The sequence below is a fragment of the Streptomyces sp. NPDC050674 genome (assembly GCF_040654575.1).
In the GTDB taxonomy this organism is placed as follows: Bacteria; Actinomycetota; Actinomycetes; order Streptomycetales; family Streptomycetaceae; genus Streptomyces.
The window spans coordinates 85,730-106,384 of the sequence record NZ_JBFAIG010000008.1; the positions used below are offsets into that span (position 1 = coordinate 85,730).

Annotated in this window: 14 protein-coding genes and 1 tRNA gene; 11 read left to right on the plus strand and 4 right to left on the minus strand. The window is 70.5% G+C overall.

The features are described from left to right. Nucleotides 1–1,144 precede the first annotated feature (1,144 nt). The 8 genes from AB0I06_RS15450 (at nt 1,145) to AB0I06_RS15485 (ending at nt 12,757) form a co-directional block, all read left to right on the plus strand. Nucleotides 1,145–2,146, plus strand: a complete 1,002-nt coding sequence (locus tag AB0I06_RS15450) for an ABC transporter substrate-binding protein (RefSeq protein ID WP_363119291.1) — start codon at nt 1,145–1,147, stop codon at nt 2,144–2,146. 94 nt (nt 2,147–2,240) lie between these two features. Further along, nucleotides 2,241–3,779, plus strand: coding sequence for a sugar ABC transporter ATP-binding protein (locus AB0I06_RS15455; RefSeq protein ID WP_363119292.1), 1,539 nt, complete (start codon nt 2,241–2,243; stop codon nt 3,777–3,779). Continuing rightward, nucleotides 3,776–4,870, plus strand: a complete 1,095-nt coding sequence (locus AB0I06_RS15460) for an ABC transporter permease (protein ID WP_363119293.1) — start codon at nt 3,776–3,778, stop codon at nt 4,868–4,870. The genes AB0I06_RS15455 and AB0I06_RS15460 overlap by 4 nt, the downstream gene beginning before the upstream one ends. Beyond that, nucleotides 4,867–5,898 (plus strand): galactofuranose ABC transporter, permease protein YjfF, encoded by a 1,032-nt coding sequence (yjfF, locus tag AB0I06_RS15465; protein WP_363119294.1) that lies wholly within the window; start codon nt 4,867–4,869, stop codon nt 5,896–5,898. The genes AB0I06_RS15460 and yjfF overlap by 4 nt, the downstream gene beginning before the upstream one ends. A 100-nt stretch (nt 5,899–5,998) precedes the next feature. Continuing rightward, nucleotides 5,999–7,429, plus strand: a complete 1,431-nt coding sequence (locus AB0I06_RS15470) for a glycoside hydrolase family 43 protein (RefSeq protein ID WP_363119295.1) — start codon at nt 5,999–6,001, stop codon at nt 7,427–7,429. A 235-nt stretch (nt 7,430–7,664) separates the two neighbouring features. Next, on the plus strand, nt 7,665–8,309 hold the full coding sequence (locus tag AB0I06_RS15475; protein ID WP_363119296.1) for an RNA polymerase sigma factor: 645 nt from the start codon (nt 7,665–7,667) through the stop codon (nt 8,307–8,309). Next, entirely contained in the window at nt 8,306–9,385 is a 1,080-nt protein-coding gene (locus tag AB0I06_RS15480; protein ID WP_363119297.1) for a CU044_5270 family protein, read from the plus strand. The genes AB0I06_RS15475 and AB0I06_RS15480 overlap by 4 nt, the downstream gene beginning before the upstream one ends. After that, nucleotides 9,386–12,757, plus strand: a complete 3,372-nt coding sequence (locus AB0I06_RS15485) for a S8 family peptidase (protein WP_363119298.1) — start codon at nt 9,386–9,388, stop codon at nt 12,755–12,757. 256 nt (nt 12,758–13,013) lie between these two features. Here the strand turns inward: AB0I06_RS15485 and AB0I06_RS15490 are convergent. From AB0I06_RS15490 to AB0I06_RS15500, 3 genes are all read right to left on the minus strand, one after another. After that, nucleotides 13,014–13,086 (minus strand) — tRNA-Arg (locus AB0I06_RS15490). A 90-nt stretch (nt 13,087–13,176) separates the two neighbouring features. Continuing rightward, complete coding sequence (locus AB0I06_RS15495) at nt 13,177–14,973, minus strand: IclR family transcriptional regulator C-terminal domain-containing protein (RefSeq protein ID WP_363119299.1); 1,797 nt, start codon at nt 14,971–14,973, stop codon at nt 13,177–13,179. A 124-nt stretch (nt 14,974–15,097) separates the two neighbouring features. After that, the gene (locus tag AB0I06_RS15500) at nt 15,098–16,345 is read right to left on the minus strand and encodes a M6 family metalloprotease domain-containing protein (RefSeq protein ID WP_363119300.1); all 1,248 of its coding nucleotides are present in this window, start codon (nt 16,343–16,345) and stop codon (nt 15,098–15,100) included. A gap of 376 nt (nt 16,346–16,721) precedes the next feature. Between AB0I06_RS15500 and AB0I06_RS15505 the strand changes: the two genes are divergently transcribed. Together AB0I06_RS15505 and AB0I06_RS15510 are read left to right on the plus strand one after the other, a co-directional pair. After that, nucleotides 16,722–17,366 (plus strand): helix-turn-helix domain-containing protein, encoded by a 645-nt coding sequence (locus AB0I06_RS15505; protein WP_363119301.1) that lies wholly within the window; start codon nt 16,722–16,724, stop codon nt 17,364–17,366. 246 nt (nt 17,367–17,612) lie between these two features. Beyond that, complete coding sequence (locus AB0I06_RS15510) at nt 17,613–19,154, plus strand: MFS transporter (RefSeq protein ID WP_363119302.1); 1,542 nt, start codon at nt 17,613–17,615, stop codon at nt 19,152–19,154. A gap of 92 nt (nt 19,155–19,246) precedes the next feature. Here the strand turns inward: AB0I06_RS15510 and AB0I06_RS15515 are convergent, their stop codons facing one another. Next, the gene (locus AB0I06_RS15515; protein WP_363119303.1) at nt 19,247–19,780 is read right to left on the minus strand and encodes a MarR family transcriptional regulator; all 534 of its coding nucleotides are present in this window, start codon (nt 19,778–19,780) and stop codon (nt 19,247–19,249) included. 87 nt (nt 19,781–19,867) lie between these two features. On the opposite strand from AB0I06_RS15515, the gene AB0I06_RS15520 reads away from it, so the two are divergent. Then, entirely contained in the window at nt 19,868–20,653 is a 786-nt protein-coding gene (locus tag AB0I06_RS15520) for a class III extradiol ring-cleavage dioxygenase (protein WP_363119304.1), read from the plus strand. Nucleotides 20,654–20,655: the final 2 nt, after the last annotated feature.

Here is a 20,655-nt window from a genome sequence, read left to right on the forward strand (position 1 = left end):
ACGGCGCCTCTGAGAACGCCGTGATTCGAGTGGGCTACCGACCCCGACTCCACCACCCGGCTGAGGCGTTCTCCCGTCCCGACGAGGCGAACGCCGCTCGCTGTCAGGAAGCACGGGCCACGGCGTAGTGCGCTCGGCGGGGTGGGACCCGGTCCAGCGGCCCGCTCCGTCGAGCGCGATCAGCCGTTCGCGATCCCGTCCCGGGGGCGGTAGCAGGCAGGGACGGGTCGCACGGACCGCGGTGCTGCCGGATGTGTCGCCGTCATGACGGTGCCCTCATTTCGCGGCTCCGACCCGGACCAGCGTGCAAGGAGGACCACTGACGGGCCCCTCGTCCGGGATGTCGCACAAAGTTCGGTACTTCGTTCAGCGATCGAAGGTATGGCCCTGCCTGCCGAGCGTCAATAACTCCGCCGAAGAAGGTGCTTTCGCGCCGGGCGACCGGCAGTCCTTCACCCTCGCCCGCTGCCCCGTGTTACCCAAACGTGATGGCCTGCTTCTCGCGCAACCTCTTGACCAGGGGGGACGGCGGGCGCTCATATGACCTCCCCATCACTGACCACTTGAGGGAGGTACGGCCGTGGCACATCCTTGCGGCCAACGATTAGCCCGCACCTCTCCTTGCGAAAGCCGGGCGAAGTGAGCGCCCGTACTCCCTGCGACGCCGCCGGGTCCGGGTTCGCGCCCCGGAGCCGGAGTTCTCACCCCTGCTGAGCGCGGTCCGCCAGGGCCTGCTCGCAGTGGGGGAGTGAAGCCGCACCCTGCTCCTGGAGCCGTCGAGGAGTGGAACGAGGGTGCGGCCCGACCGGAGCACCTCCGGTCGTCATCGAGCCGGACCCATCGCCCGCGTCGGCCGGGCGACATCAGCGCCACGACCACTTCACCGGCCCCTCCCAGATTCCGCCCTGCCCTCTGATCCGCTCCTCGGTGCCGAGCACCTCGCCGGCTCCCCGCCCTCCGTGTCCGGCCGTTCCCGGCCGCACTCCACCCTGACCACCCTCTGACAGCGCGCGCCACGCATGTTCAATATTTCGAACGTTGGTCGGCCTGCAGAACGGCATCACTTTCCTGGTTTCGGACGGAACGTCAGAAGCCGCAGCAACCGAGTCCCGTCCCCGGGCCGGCTCAACGAAGGAGATCAAGCATGCTCAGCAGAAGAAACTTCCTCACCGCCGCGGTCGGTGTGGCGGCTGCGACCGGACTCGCGGCCTGCGCCAAGGAGGACGGCAGCGCTGCCGCCGCCGGCAGCGGCAGCAAGGCGCTCACCCTCGGCTTCTCCCAGGTCGGTTCGGAGAGCGGCTGGCGCACCGCCAACAGCGACTCGGTGAAGTCGGCCGCGAAGGAGGCGGGGTACACCCTCAAGTTCTCCGACGCCCAGCAGAAGCAGGAGAACCAGATCTCCGCGATCCGCAACTACATCGCGCAGAAGGTCGACGTCATCGCCTTCTCGCCGGTGGTCGTCACAGGGTGGGACGCAGTGCTCAAGGAGGCCAAGGCCGCGAAGATCCCGGTGGTCCTCACCGACCGCTCCGTCGAGACCTCCGACGACTCCCTGTACGTGACCCTGGTGGGCTCCGACTTCACGGACGAGGGCCGGCGCGCCGCCAAGATCCTGGAGAAGGTCCTGGAGAAGGCAGGCCACAAGGGCGCCGTGAAGATCGCCCAGCTGGAGGGCACCACCGGCGCCGCCCCCGCGATCGAGCGCGCCAAGGGCTTCAAGGAGGTCATGGACGCGGACCACGCGGACGACTGGAAGGTCGTCGTCAGCCAGACCGGTGACTTCACCCGGGCCGGCGGCAAGCAGGTCATGGCGGCCTTCCTCCAGTCCAACCCGGACATCAACGTGCTCTTCGCGCACAACGACGACATGGCCATCGGCGCCATCCAGTCCATCGAGGCGGCCGGCAAGAAGCCCGGCAAGGACATCCTCATCGTCTCCATCGACGGCGTGAAGGACGGCTTCGTCGCCATGTCCGAAGGCAAGATCAACGCCATCGTCGAGTGCAACCCGCTGCTCGGCCCGCAGTTGATGGAGGTCGTGAAGAAGGTCAAGGACGGCGAGACGGTCGAACGCTGGATCAAGACCAAGGAGAGCGACTTCATGCAGGACCAGGCCAAGGACGCGCTCCCCTCCCGCAAGTACTGACCGACCGTCCCCACCGGCGGGAGCCTCCGGACGGCCGACATCCCTCGGCCGGGAGGCTCCCCGCGGACCTGGACCATTCACGAGGAGCGCTGCCATGGCAGAGCCGCAACCCGTCCTGGAGATGACGGGCATAGTCAAAGCGTTTCCGGGGGTACGTGCTCTGTCGGGCGTCGACTTCCGGCTCTTCCCCGGCGAGATCCACGCCTTGATGGGCGAGAACGGTGCGGGGAAGTCCACTCTCATCAAGGTGCTGACGGGCGTCTACTCCCTGGACGGCGGCACGATCACCCTGGACGGCGAGTCCGTACGGTTCGGCAGCCCGCTCCAGGCGCAGCAGGCCGGCATCAGCACGGTCTACCAGGAGGTCAACCTCTGCCCCAACCTGTCGGTGGCGGAGAACATCTTCATCGGACGCGAACCCACCCGCGCCGGCCGCATCCAGTGGAAGCGGATGCGCAAGGAGGCGGCGGAGCTGGTCGACCGGCTCGGACTCGACGTCGACGTCGCCGCGCCGCTGTCCTCGTACCCGCTGGCCGTGCAGCAACTGGTCGCGATCGTACGGTCGGTGGGCACCGGAGCCCGGGACGGCGCGGGACTCGGCACCAAGGTGCTGGTCCTCGACGAGCCGACCTCCAGCCTCGACCGCGACGAGGTACTCGAACTGTTCCGCCTGATGCGCCAGTTGAGGGACGAGGGCGTCGCGATCCTGTTCGTGTCGCACTTCCTCGACCAGATCTACGAGGTCTGCGACCGGATGACCATCCTGCGCAACGGCACCCTGGTCGGCGAGCACCTGGTCCGCGACCTCGACCAGGTCGGGCTGATCGAGCTGATGATCGGCAAGGCCCTGGACCAGCTCGAGGAACTGCACGAGCACCAGCTGCGCTCCGACGTCGGCGACACACTGGTCAAGGCCGAGGGGCTCGGCCGCACCGGCGGGGTCGCCCCCTTCGACCTGGAGATCAACAAGGGCGAGGTGCTCGGACTAGCCGGCCTGCTGGGATCGGGCCGCACCGAACTCGCCCGGCTGCTGTTCGGCGCCGACCAGCCCGACAGCGGCAAGGTGACCATCGGCGGCAAGCAGGTCTCGATGAGCGCCCCGAACGACGCCATCGAGGCCGGTGTGGCGTTCTGCTCGGAGAACCGCAAGAGCGAGGGACTGGTCCCCGACCTGACGGTGCGCGAGAACATCATCCTCGCTCTCCAGGCGGCCCGCGGCTGGACCCGGCCCATCCCGGCCTCCCAGCGCGACGCACTCGTCGCCACGTACATCAAGGCACTGGACATCCGCCCGGCCGACCCGGAGGCCCGCGTCGGCCGGCTCAGCGGCGGCAACCAGCAGAAGGTACTGCTCGCCCGCTGGCTGATCACTCAGCCGAAGTTGCTGATCCTGGACGAGCCGACGCGCGGCATCGACATCGGCGCCAAGACGGAGATCCAGAAACTGGTGGTGTCCCTCTCCGAGGACGGCATGTCGGTGCTGTACATCGCGGCCGAACTGGAGGAGGTGCTCCGGCTCAGCCACACCATCGGAGTGCTGCGCGACCGCCGGCTGGTGGCGCGGCTGACCAACGGGCCGGAGATCACCACCAGCAAGATCCTCGAGACCATCGCGAGCGGAGAACACCAGTGACCACCACCTCCCGCTGGCGAGCACTGACGCATCACCACCTGTTCTGGCCGGTCGCGGTCCTGATCGCCCTGCTGCTCGTCAACGTCCCCTTCACGCCCGACTTCTTCTCGGTCAACATGACGGACGGCCACCTCTACGGCAGCCTCGTCTCCATCGTGCTGTTCGGCTCACCGCTGATCCTGGTCGCGGTCGGCATGACCCTGGTCATCGCCACCGGCGGCATCGACCTCTCCGTCGGTGCCGTGGTCGCCATCACCGGCGCCCTGACCTGTTCGTACATCAGCGACCAGGCCGACCAGAACACCCTGTCCGCGGTGTTCCTGGCGATGGGCATCGGGCTGGTGGCCGCGGTCGTCTGCGGTCTGTGGAACGGCTTCCTGGTGGCCAGGATGGGAATCCAGCCCATCATCGCGACCCTCATCATCATGGTCGCGGGCCGAGGTGTCGCCCAGCTGATCACCGACGGCCAGATCATCACCATCAACAGCGAGCCGTACAAGCTGATCGGCGGCGGCTACTGGCTGACCCTGCCCTTCTCCGTCTTCGTGGTGGCCGCGGTGGTGGCCGTCACCGTGGCGCTGACCCGCCGCACGGCGCTCGGCCTGCTGGTCGAGTCGGTCGGCGGCAACGCCGAGGCCAGCCGCCTGGTCGGCATCAGGGCCACGCGCATCAAGATCATGGTCTACATGTTCTGCGCGCTGTGCGCGGGCATCGCGGGCCTGATGATCAGCTCCAACACCTCGGCCGCGGACGGCAACAACGCCGGTCTGTGGATCGAACTCGACGCGATCCTCGCCGTGGTGATCGGCGGCACCTCGCTGCTCGGCGGCCGGTTCTCCATCGGCGGCACGGTGGTCGGCGCCCTCGTCATCCAGACCCTGACCACCACGATCTACACCATCGGCGTGCCGACCCAGACCAACCTGGTCTTCAAGGCCGCCGTCGTCATCATCGTCTGCCTGCTGCAGTCCCCGAAGTTCCGGGCCAAGGTCTTCGGCGCGAAGGGCCCCAAGGGCCCGCGCCGGGACGCCGCCCCGGTGGAGCCCGCTCCGGCGGCCGGCGCCGTCCCGAAGATGGAGGTGTCGCGATGAGCGCGACCGCCCAGACCCCCAAGGCGGCTCCGAGCGGCAGCCTTGCCTCCCGTGCCCGTGGCGCGCGCCTGCTCGGCGACCGGCGTCTGCCCGTCCTGGTCACGGCCGCCTTGTTCATCGCCATGTACGTCGGTGGCCTCAGCCGGTACCAGAACTACGGGTTCGGCGAACCCCAGGTGTTCCTCAACCTGTTCATCGACAACGGCTATCTGCTGGTCGCCGCCATCGGTGCCACCTTCGTCATCATGTCGGGCGGCATCGACCTGTCCGTGGGCTCGGTGATCGGCTTCACCACCATGTTCACGGCGTGGCTGGTGGAACGTCAGGGACTGCCACTGCTCCTGGTCGTCCCCCTCGCACTGGCCGTCGGCGCCTTCGGCGGTTTCCTGATGGGCTACGTGATCCACAACTTCGAGATCCAGCCGTTCATCGTCACGCTCGCCGGGCTCTTCCTCTTCCGCGGACTGTGCCTGGTCATCAGCAAGGAGTCCATCTCCATCAACGACGCCTCGGTGGGCACCCTGGCCCAGACGCGAGTGTCACTGGGCGTGGGGGACCTGTCGATCGGCGCCGTCGTGGCCCTGGTCGTCCTCGCCGTCGCCGCCTACGTGCTCCACTGCACCCGCTTCGGACGCCGTGTGTACGCCATCGGCGGCAACGAGCAGTCGGCTCTGCTCATGGGCCTTCCGCTGGGCGGCACGAAGATCGCCGTGTACACGGTGAGCGGCTTCTGCTCGGCCCTGGCGGGTCTGCTGTTCATGCTGTACATCCAGTCGGGCGACCCGCTGCACGCCGTCGGCATGGAACTCGACGCCATCGCCGCCGTGGTCATCGGCGGCACCCTGCTGACCGGCGGTTCCGGGTATGTGCTGGGCACGCTCTTCGGGGTGCTGGTGCTCGGCCTGATCAAGAGCGTCATCACGTTCGAGGGGACGCTCAGCTCCTGGTGGACGAAGATCGCCACGGGAGTGCTGCTGTGCGCCTTCATCCTGATCCAGCGGACCATGACGGCACGCCGGAAGACCTGACGGGCACCGCTGAGAGCCGCGACAGCGTCGAGTGAGCCGACGCCGTCGGCGCGGCGGCCACGAGTGCAACGGAAAGCCGGAGAAAGGACAGGAAACGCACATGCGTACGCTTCTCTCCAGGCTGTCGGCGATATTGCTCGCCGCCTGCCTCCTCTTCACAGGCCAGGCCCTGACCACACCTCAGCGGGCCGCCGCCGCCGACCCGGGCTACCTGATGACGCACTTCATCGGGGAGGGTTCGACCGGTCAGCAGATCTACTTCTCGCACAGCACGGACGGCCTGAACTGGAGGGACCTCAACGGCGGCGGGATGACCCTGCGTTCCACGGTGGGAACCCGTGGGGTGCGCGACCCCGCACTGGTCAGAGCCCCCGGCGGGGGCAAGTACTGGATCATCGCGACCGACCTGTGCATCGGCTGCGGGCAGTCATGGGACGACTCCATGAACAACGGCAGCCGCAACCTCGTGGTGTGGGAGTCGACGGACCTGGTCACCTGGTCGCAGCCGTGGCTCCTCAACGTCGCCGGCGCCATCCCCGACGGGCGCAACGCCTGGGCGCCGGAAGCGATCTGGAATGCCGAGACCAACGACTACGTCCTGTACTGGGCGACGAACGCGACCCGGGACGGCGTGCTCAAGCACCGCATCTACTACGCCCGCACCACCGACTTCCGCACCATCACCACCCCGCAGCTCTACATCGACCGCCCCGGCACCCAGAACATCATCGACACCCAGATCGTCGAGGTGCCCTCCGGCGTCGGTGACTTCCGCTACGTGCGGGCCTCCGGCGACGGCCAGATCACGCTCGAAGGCAGCAACTCGATCCTCGGTACGTGGACCGATCTCGGCAACCTCTCCGGCATCGGCCTGACCGGCTCCCAGGTCGAAGGCCCGATGTGGATGAAGTTCAGGGACCGCGACGAGTGGACCCTGTACCTCGACCAGTACGCCTCCGGACGGGGCTACATGCCGGTCACGACGACCAACCCCTCCGCCCCCGGCACCTACCGCCTCCCGGCATCGGGAAGCTACAACCTGGGCGGCACGAAGAAGCGCCACGGCGCGATCCTCACCCTCACGGCAGCCGAGGAGAGCCGTGTACTCGCACGCTGGCCCAACACCCCGGCCAAGCGGCTCCAGTCGTTCAACTTCCAGGATCGCTACGTCCGGCACACCGACTTCGACGTGCGCATCGACCAGAACGTCACGGGCCCGGACGCCCAGTTCCGGCTGAGGCCCGGCCTGGCGGGCTCGGGCACGGTCTCCTTCGAGTCGGTGAACTTCCCCGGCCATTTCCTGCGGCACTCCAACTACGACTTCCAGCTGGCCCACAACGACGGCACCCCCCGGTTCGCCGCGGACGCCACCTTCCGCCAGGTCGCCGGCCTCGCCGACCCGACATGGTCGTCCTTCCAGTCGTACAGCCACCCCGACCGGTACATCCGCCACTACGCCTACGAACTCCGCCTCGACCCGATCACCACCACGACGGCCCGCAGCGACGCCACCTTCCGCGTGACGAACTGACCCACACCGACAGGCGATCGTCATGAAGTGACGCGCCCAACGCCTGCGCGAGGTCCCTCGGCCATGGCGGGGCCGCAGGCGGTTGTGTCCGCGGCGCCGTTTCGGGCCTCGCAGCCTGAGCGGTGCGCGGCTGCCATGTCCGCTGAGTCCTCGTACAGGTCACCACCCCGGTGACCTGTACGAGGCTGTGACGTGTCTCACCGGAACTCGCTTGCACCGTACGTCAGTTCAAGACGTGACCACAGATATGCGAACCCGGGTGCGAAACGGAGATCCGGGCGCCTTCGCGGAACTCTTCGACGAGTGCGCCCGCGCGGTGTACAACCACGCCTTCCGGCTGACCGCAGACTGGTCGCTGGCCGAGGACGTGATGTCCACGACCTTCATGGAGGCGTGGCGGCGCCGGGCCTCGGTCGAGGCCGAAGGCGGCTCGCTGCGGCCGTGGCTGCTGGGGATCGCCACCAACGTCGCCCGCTCCCACCACCGCAGCAACCGCCGCTACCGCAACGCGGCGAGCGCCGCGGCAGCCGCGAATGCCGCCGAGGAACGGGTCGAGGACCACGCCGAGGAGACCGCCGGACGCCTGGACGACCGGCGCCGTATCAACGCCACGCTCGCCGCCCTCAGCCTGCTCAAGCGCCCCGAGCGCGAGGTCCTGACGCTGTGCCTGTGGGAGGGGATGGAGTACGCCGAGGCGGCCCGCGCCCTCGGCATCCCGGTCGGCACCGTCCGCTCCCGCCTCTCCCGCGCCCGCGCCAAGCTGCGCAAGCTCACCGACGCGCAACTGCTCGGAGAAAAACGGGAACCCACCCGCACGAACCGGCAGATAACAGGTGATCGCGGATACGCGGTCCGGTCCGCACAGGAAGGAAACCGATGAACGCCAGCCCCTCCCACCGGCCCCACCCGGCCGAGTGGACGGAGACGCAGAGTCTGCTGCCCTCCGCCGAGCGGGATCTGCCGGCGGGCCGCCACCAGTTCCACAAGGAGCAGATGATGGCCCGGATCCACGAAGACCTGCGCACCTCCTCCCGTACGTCCGCCACCTCTCCGGTCGCGCCCGTGAAGCGCTCCAACCCGTTCCTGCGCCGTACGGTCCTGCTCCCCGCCGCGGCCTTCGCCCTGGCCGGCGCGGTCGTGGGCGGTCTCGCCCTCACCGGCGGCGGCGCGGACGACGGCAGGACCGCCCTGGCCACCGGCCCCGCACTGACCACCCGCATCGGCGTCGCCGACCCCAAGGGCGCCCCCCAGCTCCTCGAACGCATCTCCCTGGCCGCCGCCGACACCTCCGCGCCCGCCCCGCGCAAGGGCCAGTACATCTACATCGCCTCGAAGGTGGCCGACACCTACATCAAGACCGTCGGCGACAAGAGCGAGGTGGTCAGCGACGAGCTGCACGCCCGCCAGGTCTGGAACTCCCTCGACGGCAGGGACGGCTGGCTGATCGAGGCCGGCAAGACGAGCGACAAGGGCATCACCCTGAAGGGCGACACCCCGTTCACCGGCGCCTACAACGCCCTGGCCGAGCTGCCGACCGACCCCGACGCGCTGCTCCAGCGGATCTACCGCGAGTCGGACGCCGTCCGGGACCCCGAAGTCCCCCGCGACCAGGCCGCCTTCGTCGCGATCGGCGATCTGCTGTTCGAGAGCTACCCGCCCGCCGAGGTCGGCGCCGCCCTCTACAAGGCCGCGGCCAAGATCCCCGGCGTCATCGCGGTGAACGACGCGGTCGACGCCACGGGCCGGCACGGGGTCGCGATCGCGCGGGAGAACGACGGCGAGCGCATCGAGTGGATCTTCGACAAGAAGACGCTGCGGTTCCTCGGCCAGCGCATCGTGGTGGTCAAGGCCACGGCGGACGATCCCCTCAAGGTCGGTACCGTCACGCACACCAGCGCGATCACCGAGCGCGCGGTCGTCGACGCCAACAAGCAGCTCCCCGGACAGGCGAGCTGAATGCGCGACAGAACCGCGAGCGCCTCGCTGGCCGCCCTGCTGGTGGCGGGGCTGATGACGGGCGTCTCGGTGGCGGCCACGGGCTCCGGCCTCGGCGTACGGACGCAGGACACCGCCACGGTCGCGGCGCCCGGCGGCTCCGTCCTCGGCGCGCGGACCGCCGGCTCCGCCTCCGCGGCCGGCCGGTACGTCACCCTTCTCACCGGTGACCGGGTCCGGCTGGACGCCCGGGGCCGGGTCACGGGCGTACGCCGGGCACCGGGCCGTGAGCACGTCCCGGTGTCCGTGCGCGGCGTCTGGGGCGATCAGTACGTCGTTCCCGCCGACGCCGCCGCCCTGATCGGCCAAGGCGTCCTGGACATGCGGCTGTTCGACGTCAGCGGCCTGATACGCGCAGGCTACGACGACACCCGGCGCCGCACGCTCCCGCTGATCGTGTCGTACGAGGGCAGGTCCGCCCAGCGCCGGAGCACCCAGAAGTCACTGGTCGCGGACGCGGACGCCACCGTGCGCCGGGAGCTGCCCAGCGTGGCGGGCGCCGCGATCACCGTGCCCAAGGCCGGAGCCGACGACATGTGGCAGGCCCTCACCGCGGAGCAGGGAGTCGCGCGGGTCTGGCTGGACGGCCGGTTCAAGGCGCCGGCGGACGAAGACGGCGCGAACGCGCGGGAGTTGGGCGGAGGCGTCGCGCAGATCGGCGCCCCGGCCGCCTGGGCGGCCGGATACGACGGCAAGGGCGTCAAGGTCGCCGTCCTGGACACCGGCATCGACACCACACACCCGGACCTCGCCTCGGCGGTGACGGCAGCGAAGGACTTCAGCGGCACCGGCAGCACCGACGACAAGGCCGGCCACGGCACGCATGTCGCGGCGACGGTGGCAGGCTCGGGAGCCCGCTCCGGCGGGCGTTACAAGGGAGTCGCACCCAGCGCGAAGATCCTCAACGCGAAGGTGCTGAACGACGACGGCGAGGGCACCGACTCGTCCGTCATCGCCGGCCTGGAGTGGGCCGCCGGGCAGGGCGCCAAGGTGGCCAACCTCAGCCTGGGCCAGGTCGACACCCCGGGGGAGGACCCGGTCGAGGCGGCGGTGAACGCCCTCTCGAAGAGCACCGGCATGCTCACCGTCGCCGCGGCCGGCAACGAGGGCCCCGACGCGGGAACCGTCGACTCCCCGGGGGCCGCGGAGTCGGCGCTCACCGTGGGCGCCGTCGACGGCGAGGACCGGCTCGCCGACTTCTCCAGCACCGGCCCGACCGCCGACACCGCTCTGAAACCGGACCTCACGGCGCCGGGCGTGGACATCGTCTCGGCTGGGGCGGCACACGGCCACATGGGCGACCCGGCGGCCGACGGCTATGTCTCCATGTCCGGTACGTCGATGGCAACGCCGCATGCCGCGGGGGCGGCCGCGATCCTCGCCCAGCGGCACCCCGACTGGACCGGCGCACGGATCAAGCAGGCGCTCACCGCGTCCACCACCCCGACCACCGGCGCGACCGGCTACCAGCAGGGGACGGGCCGGCTCGACGTGTCCCGGGCACTTCAGGGGGCGGTGGCGAGCGAACAGACCTCCGTGTCCTTCGGCAAGCAGCTGTGGCCCCACACCGACGACCGGCCGGTCACCCAGCACATCACCTACCGCAACGACGGCGACCACCCCGTCACCCTCGACCTGACGGCCACCGCGACCGGCCCCGGAGGCAGCACGGCCCCCGAAGGCATGTTCACGCTGAGCACCACCCAGCTCACCGTCCCGGCGGGCGGCACCGCCGGCGTCGACCTCACCGCGGACACCGGCGTCGAGGCGGCGGACGGCACCTACTCGGGCGCGCTGGTCGCCACCGCGCGGAACGGCGCCGACCCCGCGGCCGTACGGACCGCCTTCGGCGTCGTACGCGAGGCCGAGTCATACGACCTCACCCTGAAGTTCCTCGACCGCGGCGGCCGGCCCGTGAGCGCTCCGCTGACCGAGATCCTCGGGTACTCGGGCACGTACTGGACCACGAACCTCAAGGACTCCGAGCAGATCTCCAAGGGCGTGTACCGGGTGCGGGTCCCACGCGGCGACTACGTCGTGGACACCGTGCTGGACGACGCCGGGGGCACCTCCGCGCTGGTCCGGCCGCGGCTCTCGCTGACCGGGGACACCACGGTCGTCCTCGACGCGCGCAAGGCGAAGCCGGTCGCGATCACCGCGCCGCAGGGCGCGAAGATGTCCGACGGCCAGCTCAACCTAGCCGTGGGCACCGGGGACACTGGGGGCGAACCGCACAACAGCACCCTGTTCTGGGGAACGTTCAAGAACCTGCGCACCGCGACCCTCGGACCGAAAGCCCCGGCCGGGAGACTCAGCACGCAGCTCGGCGGCCTGTGGCAGAAGGGCAGCACCACCTACCACCTGCTCCACAACCTGCCCGACCGCTTCCCCACCGGCTACCGGCACACCACGCGCACGAACGAACTGGCCCTGCTGAAGCGCAACTTCGGCTCGTCCGCCGCCCACCGCAAGGGCATCGTCAACGTCCTGTGGAGCAGCCCCACCCTGTCGCTGGGCACGGTGAGCGACCCCTTCCCACTGCCGACGACCGCGAAGATCTACGTCACCACGCCCAAGGGCTTCAAGTGGACGGCCAACCTGGGCCAGCGAAACGCCACCGGAGACGACGACGTCTTCTACGGCACGGAGAGCCCGAAGTCGTACCGGTCGGGCCAGACCTACACGGCCACGTACAACGTCGGCGTCTTCAGCCCGATCACCGGCGGCCGGTACGGCGCACAACGCGACGGCGACACCCTGAACCTGTGCATCCCCGACCTCGCCGACGGGGCCGGTCATCCCGCCTCCTCCGTCGCCGAACGCCACACCACGGTGACCGCGAACGGCAGCACTCTGCTCGACAACGACGGCGACCTCTGCCAGACCGTGGAGAAGCTCCCGTCCGTCCCGGCCCGCTACACGATCCGAACGAACCTGACCCGCCCGCCAGGCATGGCCACGACCACGAGCCGCCTGACAGCGGCCTGGACCTTCACGTCCAGCCCGTCCGACTCCGGCCCCCTGCCCCTCTCCACGGTCCGCTTCCACCCGAAGCTGACCCCGACCGGCACGGCTTCGGCAGGCCGCCGCACCACGATCCCCCTCTCCCTCCAGGGCCCGGCGGCCGCTCACCTCAAATCTCTGACGGTGAGGGTCTCCTACGACGCCGGCAAGACCTGGTCCCCCGCCCCGGTGACCACCACCCACGGCAAAAGGACCCTCACCCTGACCCACCCGGAAAACGCCCGCTCGGTCTCCCTCAGATCCACCCTGACCGACACCACCGGCAACACCTACGCGGTGACGATCCTGAAGGCATACCTCCTGACCTGACGTGGTCCAGACACTCCTCGACGCGGTCACGCATCATCTGGAGCACTTCGCCGCTGCCGACCGATGACCAACGACCGGGACCGGGCCATCGCCGACCGGCTCGGGACCATGATCCGGGGCAGCGGGGGAGTGGCCGGCCCCGAGCTCTTTGAAAAGGACCGGGCGGGCTCGTAGCAGCATGGACGCGGCACGGCGCCTGAAACGACGAAGGACCAGCCCGGGAGGAAACCCCTCCTGAGCTGGCCCCTTCTCTCTGTGCCCCCGGCAGGATTCGAACCTGCGACACCCGCTTTAGGAGAGCGGTGCTCTATCCCCTGAGCTACGAAGGCAGTGGCAGTGGACGCAAGCAGCGACGTGCCCGTGGTCCGGGAGGACCACAGGCGTCAGCGTACCGGATGTGGGTCGGGCGGGTGTGGGGGTCAGGTCAGGGGGACGTGGGTGAAGCGGGACGCCGTGTGGAGGTCCGTCTGGATGCGGGCTGCCGTGGCCGTCAGTTCCGGGAGCAGGTCCGTCACGCACTCCCTCGCGGTGCGGCGGCTCGCGTGCATCGCCGTGTTCAGGGCCGCCACGACCCGGCCCGACCGGTCGCGGACCGGGACGGCGATCGAGCGGAGGCCCTCTTCCAGTTCCTCGTCCACCAGGGCGTAGCCCTGCGAGCGGACCGAGGTCAACAGGTGTTCCCACGTCCGCTTGTCCGTGATCGTGCGCGGGGTGAAGGACCGCAGGTCCTGAGCGCCCCGGACGGTTTCCGGCGCGTCCGCCAGCAGGACCCTGCCCAGTGCCGTCGCGGGGGCCGGCAGACGTGTGCCCACCGTGATGTTCACGCTCATCACCCGGGTCGTGGCCACCCGGGCCGTGTACTGGATCTCCTCGCCGGAGGCCGACAGCACCGCCACTGACGTCGACTCGTGGATGCGGGACGTCAGGTCGGCCAGGTGGGGCTGGGCGATCTCGGGCAGAGACGTGCGGGACAGGGGCGGGAAGCCCAGGGAGAGGACCCGGGGGGTGAGGGTGAAGACGCGGCCTGTCGTGGTCACCAGGCCCAGGTGCTCGTAGGTGATCAAGGCCCGGCGCGCCGTCGCCCTGGCCAGGCCCGTCGCCCGGGCCACCTCCGTGAGGGTCAGCTCCGGCCTGCCCTCGCCGAAGGCCGTGAGGACCGTCAGCCCCCGGGCCAGGGATTCGATGAACGCGCGGCCCAGGCGCTGCTTCGACGCGCCGGTCCACAGCGCCAGGTCCGACGGGGGAGGGCCGGGCGCGAGGTGCGGGGCGGCGTGGAGTTCGCGTTCCATCGCCGCCACCGCGGACCGCAGCCTCGGCAGCAGTGTCGTCCGCAGGGTGCGTGCGGTGTGCCGGCTCGTGTGGCTGACCACGCTCGCCACGCTCGCGATCCGGCCGTCCGGGCCGGGGGAGCGGACCGGTACCGAGATCGCTACCAGGCCCGGCTCGATCAGCTGGTCGTCCAGGGCCCAGCCGTTCTCCGACGCCTGCGCCGTGCGGCGCGCGAAGTCCTCGTCGTGCCCTCCGTCCGCTCCGCGTGTGCGGGGCGGTACGGCCGTGAAGGACAGGTCCCTCGGGTCCGCCGCCCTGCGGTCCCGCCAGCGTTGCCAGTCGGTGGCCGTCCACTCCGTGGCGAACAGCGGGCCGGGTGCGGTGCGTTCGGCCGGGAGCAGGTCGCCGATGCGGAAGCTGAGGGACATCGCGCGGCGGCGGGTCGCCTGGTGGATGAAGCGGATGCCGTCGCGGTCGGCGACCGCCAGGGAGACCGACTCGTCCAGTTCGTCGGCCAGGGCGTCCGCGTGCGGGGAGAGCAGGGCGGGCAGGCGCAGGGCCGACAGGTAGGCGTTGCCCAGGTCCATCAGGCGCGGGGACAGGTGCACGTCCCGGCCGTCGAAGCGGACGTAGCCCATGCGGGCGAGCGTGGCCGTGATGCGGTCGACCGTGGAGCGGGCGAGGCCGGTGGCCCGTTCCAGGCCGCTCAGGCTCAACGTGCCGCTGGCTTCCGTCAGTTCCCGCAGCACCGCGATGCCGCGGATGAGGGGAGTGACCGTCTCGGCGGGGGCCCCTCCCTCCGGGAAGGTGCTCGCCGTACCAGCGCCCGGGGCACCCAGGGTCGCCCTCCGCGCCGCCGACGCGGCCGTCTCCTCGACCGGTGGCCCCTTCTCGTCGGCCGGCGGGGCGGACCCCTCCGGGGTCTCGGACTCGGGCTTCGCTGGCATCGGCTCTCCGGTACGGCGCTCGCGACGGTCGCGGCAGGCCCACCGTAATCCGGAAACGGCGGCCCGGAGACCGGGAGGGACGCCATGCACCTCTTGCCCCGCGCCTGACAGGTACGACCTGCCCCTACTCCCTTGTCACCCGCACTCGACGACCATCCTCCACCCCCGCGCCGGCCGCTCCCGCCCCCACCCCCTCCACCTCGATCGTGATCCCCCTCGCCGCGTCCCGGAACGTCTCCCCGGGCGTGAGCGGCGCGTCCGACAGTTCCGCGTGGACGTTCGGCGCGCGGGTGCAGCCGCCGCTGTCGCGGCGGGAGTCGTGGACGGTGACCGGGCCCATGCCCGTGTCCACCTCCGCGTCGACCTTGTAGACGAGCACGCCCGGGCGGCACACGGTCTCGTCGTTGCCGGCGCGGGTGCGCAGTTCGACGGCGTAGCCGGTGGTGCCGTCCAGGGGGACGAAGACCAGCTTGGAGCCGCCCGCCCGGGCCAGGGGCGTCAGGGTGTACTCCGTGACGCCGGGGGCCGCGGCGCAGTGGACCTGGGCGGCGTCCAGCCAGCCCAGCTTCCACTTGTGCCAGCCGAGGAAGTCGTTGTTGGCGCCCCAGTCCTCGCTCATGATGTCCCAGTGGCCGACCGCGCCCCCGCCCTCCGCGGTGTACAGGTCGGGCAGGCCGAAGACGTGGCCGTTCTCATGGGGGAGGACGCGGTAGCCGGTGCGGTCGTAGGAGCCGGAGCCGTCGTCCTGGCGGGAGTAGACGAAGGAGGCGTTGGCCACGGGTATGCCGTCGGCCAGGGGGGCATCCTTGTTGCCGGCGAAGGTGACGGACAGGACCGTGTCCAGGGCGGAGGGACCGGCGTTCGGGGTGACCAGGACGTTCAGCAGGTCGTACGCGCGGAAGTCGACCTTCGGGTCGGCCGCGGCGACCAGGTCCTGGACCAGCGCGCGGTAGCCGGGCTCGAACGGGGCCCCGCGCTCTATGCCGTACTCCCGGAAGGACTTCGGCATCCGCAGCCAGCCCGGTATCGGGGTCTCGGGGCGGTAGTCGAGGCGGCCGTAGGAGCTGGTGCGGAACCACTCGCGGGTCTGCGGGAAGAACTCGTGGAAACGGTCCTGGGCGTCGCCCTCGCCGGGCGCGTCCGAGAAGTCGATCATCAGGGTGAGGGCACGGACGGTGCCGGTGGAGCGGGTGTAACCCGTGGAGGTGGGGATGCCCTCGGACATCTGGACCTCGCGGGCGCCGCGGATCATGCAGGGGCCGTGCGCGGGGGTGTGGGACAGGACGATCGGGCCGGCTCCCGCCGTACTGGTGCCCGGGGTGAGACGGCCCGTGCCGGCCGAGGTGCTGACCGTGAAGGTCAGGGCCGACACGCAGGCCAGGGCGGCCAGCCGGCGGCGGGGTATCCGGTGGCCGGCCGGGCCCCTGCCGTCCCGGCGGGGGCGCCGTGGCCGCGGTTGCCTGCAAGGGACCTGCAAGGGACCTCCCGCGCCACGGCAGCCGCCGGTGTCCGGCTGCACCCTTGCGCTCACCCTGCGTCGCGGGGTGGGGGGACGCGCGCTGGAGGAGACCGATCGTGGGTTTCCCGCCGGTAGCGGCCCGAGGGTCTTGTGAGCCAGGTCACAAACAAATTCCGCGCGAGCGGGAAATACCGGGGACCCAGTCCCCGTTTAGCCATGTGTCCGATCGAAACGGGGACCCGCTCCCCGGATCGCAGCATCATCAGTCCGACGGAACCAGGAGTACGCCGTGCAGACCGCCAGCCCCGAAGCGCGCAAGGTGCCCCGGCCCCGCGCCGACGCCCTGCGCAACCGGGAGCGGATCGTCACCGCCGCCCGGGAGATGTTCGTCGAGCACGGCCCCGAGGTGCCGCTCGACGAGATCGCCCGCCGGGCCGGCGTCGGCAATGCCACGGTGTACCGCAACTTCCCGGACCGCGACGCCCTCGTCCGCGAGGTCGTCTGCTCCGTCATGGACCGGACGGCCGCGGCCGCCGAGGCCGCTCTCGAGGAGACCGGTGACGCGTTCGAGGCGCTGGAGCGCTTCGTGCACGCCGCCGCCGACGAGCGGATCAGCGCGCTGTGCCCGATGGTCTCCAGCACGTTCGACCAGCACCACCCGGATCTGGAGGCCGCGCGCGAACGGGTCGAGCGGCTGATCGCGGAGGTCATGGACCGCGCCAGGTCGGCCGGACAGCTCCGGTCCGACGTGGACGTGGGGGACGTCATGATCGCCGTGGCCCAGCTCAGCCGGCCCCCGGCCGGTACCGACTGCTTCCGGGCCGACCGCTTCGTCCACCGCCATCTTCAGCTGCTCCTGGACGGGCTGCGGGCTCCCGCCCGCTCCGCCCTCCCGGGCGCGGCCGTGACCATGGAGGATCTGCGCCGGCCCTGACCGTTCCACCCGGCCGATCGGTTGCGTCCGATCGCCCGGCTCCGCCCGATCGCCCGGCTGTGTCCGATGAGTTCAGGCCGCCCCACCGGTCTGAAACCTGAACGAACGACCCGAACGACTCGAACAACCCGACCGACCCTGCGGCCGTCCCCCTGGACGCGCCGTCGGTACGCGACACCCTGCGCGACCCTTTTCGTCCCGAAGTACCGAATTTTTCCGTCACGAAGTCCCGAAGTGGGTATCCCCATGTCTGAAACAGCCTCGAAGGCCCTGGGTGCACCGGTGAGAGAACCGGACGCCGGCCGCTGGAAAGCGCTCGTCTTCATCGCGCTCGCCCAGCTGATGGTCGTCCTGGACGCCACCATCGTGAACATCGCCCTGCCCTCCGCCCAGCAGGACCTCGGCATCTCCGACGGCAACCGGCAGTGGGTCGTCACGGCCTACGCCCTCGCCTTCGGCGGTCTGCTCCTGTTCGGCGGCCGGATAGCCGACCTGTGGGGCCGCAAGCGCACCTTCGTCCTGGGTCTCGCGGGCTTCGCCGCGGCCTCCGCCCTCGGCGGCGCGGCCACCAACGAGGCCATGATGTTCGGCTCCCGTGCCCTCCAGGGTGTCTTCGGCGCCCTGCTCGCGCCCGCCGCGCTCTCCCTGCTCGCGGTGATGTTCACCGACGCCAAGGAGCGCGCCAAGGCGTTCGGCATCTACGGCGCGATCGCCGGTGGCGGCGGCGCGGTCGGCCTGATCCTGGGCGGCTTCCTCACCGAGTACCTCGACTGGCGCTGGACGTTCTTCGTGAACATCCCGTTCGCCATCGTCGCCGCGGCCGGTGCCTACTTCGTCATCCGTGAGCCCGAGGGCGGCCGCAACCGCTCCCCGCTCGACGTCCCCGGCGTGATCCTGTCCACCCTGGGCCTGGTCGCCCTGGTCTACGGCTTCACCCGCGCCGAGTCCGACGGCTGGAGCGACTCGGTGACCGTCGGCATGTTCGTCGCCTCGGTCGTGCTGTTGGCGTCCTTCGTGCTCGTCGAGGCCAAGGTCAAGGCCCCGCTGCTGCCGCTGCGCGTGATCACCGAGCGCAACCGCGGCGGGATCTACCTCTCCCTCGGTCTCGCGATCATCGCGATGTTCGGCCTGTTCCTCTTCCTGACCTACTACCTCCAGATCGTGAAGGGCTACTCGCCGGTCAAGACCGGGTTCGCCTTCCTGCCGATGATCGCGGGCATGATCACGGGCTCCACCCAGATCGGCACCCGTCTGATGACCCGGGTCGCGCCGCGCCTGCTGATGGGCCCCGGCTTCCTGGTCGCCGCGCTCGGCATGCTGCTGCTGACCCAGCTGGAGATCGGCTCCTCGTACGCGGCCCTGCTGCTGCCGGCGATGCTGCTGCTCGGTCTCGGCATGGGTACGGCGTTCATGCCGGCCATGTCGCTGGCCACCCAGGGCGTCGAGCCGCGGGACGCCGGTGTCGCCTCCGCGATGGTCAACACCTCGCAGCAGGTGGGCGGCGCGATCGGCACGGCCCTGCTGAACACCATCGCCGCCTCGGCGACCACGGCGTACGTCGCCGACCACATCGCCGGCGCGACCAGCCGGTCCCAGCAGCAGCTGGTCCAGCTGGAGGCCATGGTGGAGGGCTACACCAGCGCCATCTGGTTCGCCGTCGGCATCCTGGTGGTGGCCGCCGCGATCGCCCTGACCTTCGTCAACGCCGGCCGTCCGGGCGGTACGACGGTGGCGTCCTCCGAGGAGGGTGCGGCGGACGAGGTGCCGGTTCCGGTCGTCGCCCACTGACGGCCGCGCACGCCACCCCTTCGGGCCATCCGTAGGCACGGGGAAGGGGACGCCCCGTACCTATGGAATCCAGGACCTGCCCCGGCCCCGCGTCAGCGGAGCCAGGGCAGGTCCGCCCCCGCTTCGGCCGGCTGAAGTCCCTCGGCGACGATCCGCATGATCTCGCCGAGGGACTTCTGCTGTTCCGGGGTGAGCCGGTCGAAGACCGCCTGGCGCACGGCCTCCACATGGCCCGGCGCGGTCTTCCGCAGCACGTCGAGACCCTCGTCCGTGAGGACGGCGAACTGGCCCCGCTTGTCGTCGGGGCAGTCCTCGCGCCGGACCCAGCCGTTCTTCTCCAGGCGCGCGATCGCGTGCGAGAGCCGGGACCGGGTGATCTTCGCCAGCATGGCGAGCTCGGTCATCCGCAGCCGCCGCCGCGGCGCCTCGGCGAGCTTGACCAGAAGGCCGTAGTAGACGTGCGGCATGCCCGCGTCGCGCTGGAGCTGACGGTCGAGGTGGTCGTCGAGGAGGGTGACGCCCTCCAAGAACGAACGCCAGACACGCTGCTCCTCGTCGGTGAGCCAGCGCGGTTCCTGGGGCTCCGCGGCGGAGCCGGGTGTCGGTGCGGATGCGGGTGCCTTCATATGTCCCACTCTACGTGGACCCTTCTTGAACTTTAAATAAATGGCTCGTACAGTTTTGTCAGGAACCATTGTGGAAGGAGCCGCAGCATGTCCGCCGCCACTCAGGAGCGCATGCCCGCTCTGTACCTCAGCCACGGCGCGCCGCCCCTGGCGGACGACCCCGTCTGGCCCGGTGAACTGGCCGCCTGGTCCGCCGGACTGCCGCGCCCCAAGGCCGTCCTGATCGTCTCCGCCCACTGGGAGGAGGCCCCGCTCGCCCTCGGTGCCACCGAGACCGTCCCGCTCGTCTACGACTTCTGGGGCTTCCCCGAGCACTACTACCGGGTGACGTACGACGCACCCGGCGCACCGGAGCTCGCCGAGTCCGTACGCAAGCTGCTGCGCGCCCCCGGCATGCCCGTCCAGGACGTCCCCGACCGCGGTCTCGACCACGGCGCCTACGTCCCCCTGGTCGAGATGTACCCGGACGCCGACCTCCCGGTCCTCCAGGTGTCCATGCCGACGCTCGACCCGGTGAGGCTCATGGAGATCGGCCGCAGGCTCGCCCCGCTGCGGGACGAGGGCGTGCTGATCGTCGGCTCCGGCTTCTTCACCCACAACCTGGCCGCGCTCCGTCAGGGCGGCGTCCCCGCCTGGTCGGCCGAGTTCGACGACTGGGGCCGCCGGGCGCTGGAGGCGCGCGACGTGGACGCCCTGCTCGACTTCACCCGCAAGTCACCCGCGGGGCAGCTGGCCCACCCGCGCACCGAGCACTTCGCCCCGCTGTTCGTGACCATGGGCGCGGCCGACGCGGCCGGTGAGCTGGACGCCCAGAAGTCGGTGATCGACGGGTTCTGGATGGGCCTGGCGAAGCGGTCGGTCCAGTTCGGCTGAGC

What these genes read in the sequence shown, in the direction of transcription:
- AB0I06_RS15450 (WP_363119291.1), top strand. Translation starts at nt 1,145, where the DNA reads ATGCTCAGCAGAAGAAACTTCCTCACCGCCGCGGTCGGTGTGGCGGCT.
- AB0I06_RS15455 (WP_363119292.1), top strand. Translation starts at nt 2,241, where the DNA reads ATGGCAGAGCCGCAACCCGTCCTGGAGATGACGGGCATAGTCAAAGCG.
- yjfF (WP_363119294.1), top strand. Translation starts at nt 4,867, where the DNA reads ATGAGCGCGACCGCCCAGACCCCCAAGGCGGCTCCGAGCGGCAGCCTT.
- AB0I06_RS15470 (WP_363119295.1), top strand. Translation starts at nt 5,999, where the DNA reads ATGCGTACGCTTCTCTCCAGGCTGTCGGCGATATTGCTCGCCGCCTGC.
- AB0I06_RS15480 (WP_363119297.1), top strand. Translation starts at nt 8,306, where the DNA reads ATGAACGCCAGCCCCTCCCACCGGCCCCACCCGGCCGAGTGGACGGAG.
- AB0I06_RS15485 (WP_363119298.1), top strand. Translation starts at nt 9,386, where the DNA reads ATGCGCGACAGAACCGCGAGCGCCTCGCTGGCCGCCCTGCTGGTGGCG.
- AB0I06_RS15495 (WP_363119299.1), bottom strand. Translation starts at nt 14,973, where the DNA reads ATGCCAGCGAAGCCCGAGTCCGAGACCCCGGAGGGGTCCGCCCCGCCG.
- AB0I06_RS15510 (WP_363119302.1), top strand. Translation starts at nt 17,613, where the DNA reads ATGTCTGAAACAGCCTCGAAGGCCCTGGGTGCACCGGTGAGAGAACCG.
- AB0I06_RS15515 (WP_363119303.1), bottom strand. Translation starts at nt 19,780, where the DNA reads ATGAAGGCACCCGCATCCGCACCGACACCCGGCTCCGCCGCGGAGCCC.
- AB0I06_RS15520 (WP_363119304.1), top strand. Translation starts at nt 19,868, where the DNA reads ATGTCCGCCGCCACTCAGGAGCGCATGCCCGCTCTGTACCTCAGCCAC.